The organism is Xanthovirga aplysinae (genome assembly GCF_009711365.1).
Classification (GTDB): domain Bacteria; phylum Bacteroidota; class Bacteroidia; order Cytophagales; family Cyclobacteriaceae; genus Xanthovirga; species Xanthovirga aplysinae.
Genome location: NZ_SMMB01000530.1, coordinates 1 through 2,147 on the forward strand (window position 1 = coordinate 1; position 2,147 = coordinate 2,147).

A 2,147-nucleotide genomic window follows, 5' to 3' on the forward strand; every position below is an offset into this window, starting at 1 on the left:
TTCCTTTTCAAACTTTGGTTTATACTAATAGTGATAAACATAAAAAGCTTCGCGCTGTTGTTTTCAGAGATTCATTTACAAAATATTTAATTCCATATTTTTCTTACCATTTTAAAGAAATAATATACGTTTCGACAAAGTATAATGAAAAGGTTGTAGAAAAATTTAAACCAGATATAGTAATTGATGGGCATGTTGAAAGACATTTTCAACTTTGATTATATCATTGCCTTTCGTTGATCAGCAGGTAACTTCTATTTCCTGGAAGGTGTTGTGTGTTTGAATATATTAGGCCGATGCTTATTAGCTTTTTCATCTAATTTTTTGGAACATCGTTTTTTAATGATATTGGAAAAAACGGTGGTTTAAGGTTTTTGATTATTATAAGTTTTAGTATTTAATCATGTGTGGTATTACTGGAGTAATTAATATTAGCAATTTTTCTCAGATTTCTCAGGACACTATCAGGCTTATGACAGATGTGATATCTCATAGGGGACCTGATGGTAAAGGGACATATATTGATGAAAATGTTGCTTTTGGACATCGAAGGCTGAGTATTATTGATCTTTCAGAAGCTGGAAAGCAACCTATGTTTGATGTGGAGGGAAATTATGGAATTGTGTTTAATGGTGAAGTGTATAATTTCCAGGAAATTAAGGAAAACCTCCAATCGAAGGGGTACAAATTTCAATCTAATACAGACACAGAGGTAATTTTAAATGCATATAAGGAATTCGGGATTGACTGTGTCCACCAGTTTATTGGGATGTTTGCTTTTGCTATATATGAAAGAAAAACTGGTAAGGTTACAATTGTACGTGATCGATTGGGTATAAAACCATTATATTATACCAGACATGCTGGAAAAGTAATATTTGGATCAGAGATAAAGTCAATACTCCAATTTCCTGGACTTTCCGTAACATACAACTATAATGGAATTTCAAGCTACCTGAGTTATAGATATCCAATAGGAAATCAAACACTATTTGATGATATTTTTTCCTTAAAGCCAGGGTATTATTTAGAAATTCAGGAGGGGAAAGTAAATGAAAAGCAGTATTATGAGCTACCTATTATCAGGGAAGAAGATAAAGAAGATAAGGGGCAAGATTATTATATTTCGAGGATAAAAGAACTATTAAATTCAGCGGTCAATTATAGGATGATTTCAGATGTTCCAGTTGGTGCTTACTTAAGTGGAGGTTTGGATTCAAGTATAGTTGTGGCTTTGATGGCAAAAAATTCCAAAATGCCAATAAAAACTTTTACCATTGGATTTGAGGAAGAGGGATTTAATGAGTTTGAATATGCTAGAATGGTGTCAGAGATGTACAAAACAGAACATCATGAGTTTAAACTGACTGCCTCTGATTATATGAAGACAATGCATCAATTGATAAAATTTAAAGATGCTCCACTCGGAGTGGCGAATGAGCCTGCTTTGCATATAATGTCCAGAGAGTTAAGAAAATATATTACAGTGGTGCTTTCTGGTGAAGGGTCAGATGAAATATTTGGAGGGTATGGTCGTATATTTAGAAGTCCTTTGGATCATGAAAGATTGAAATTACTTGAGGAAAATAAGGAATTATCTAATGAGAGCTTGTATAATGAGATTAAAGCCAATATGACCTCTAAATATGGAGATCTTAAATTTTCTTCCGAAATGGATCATTTTTTACATTTGTATCAGTATGTTAAATGGGAAGATAAAAAAGAATTTTTGTCGAAGGATTTTATAGAGGCTTTGGATGGGGATAGATACTCAAATGAGGTGTTTGAACAAGAGTTTGAGAAATTGGACGGGTTAAATTCATATGATAAATATATGTGGATTTTCGAGAAATTACATATTGTTGGATTACTTCAAAGAGTAGATATGACCACTATGGCAACTTCAGTCGAAGCCAGGGTTCCTTTTGTTGACCATAGATTAGTAGAGTTTGCCCTGAGTATTCCGGTAAAATACAAATTAAAATGGAAATCTATGCTTCATGAAATAATTGGGTCCAAATATAATTCAGACCAAATTAGCGAAGTTTATGATGACCCAAAGTTTATATTAAAAAAGGCATTTGAAGATGAATTGCCATATGATGTAGTTTGGAGGAAAAAGATGGGATTCCCTGTTCCTGTCCATA

The 2,147-nt window shown here is 32.8% G+C and carries 2 protein-coding genes; both read left to right on the forward strand.

The genetic code is table 11. The features are described from left to right. Window positions 1–218: hypothetical protein (locus E1171_RS24130; protein ID WP_222931347.1), on the forward strand; the 218-nt coding region annotated here is incomplete at its 5' end. Window positions 219–403: 185 nt separating this feature from the next. Further along, window positions 404–2,147 (forward strand): asparagine synthase (glutamine-hydrolyzing) (asnB, locus tag E1171_RS02400; RefSeq protein WP_155203717.1); only part of this gene is annotated, 1,744 nt, incomplete at its 3' end.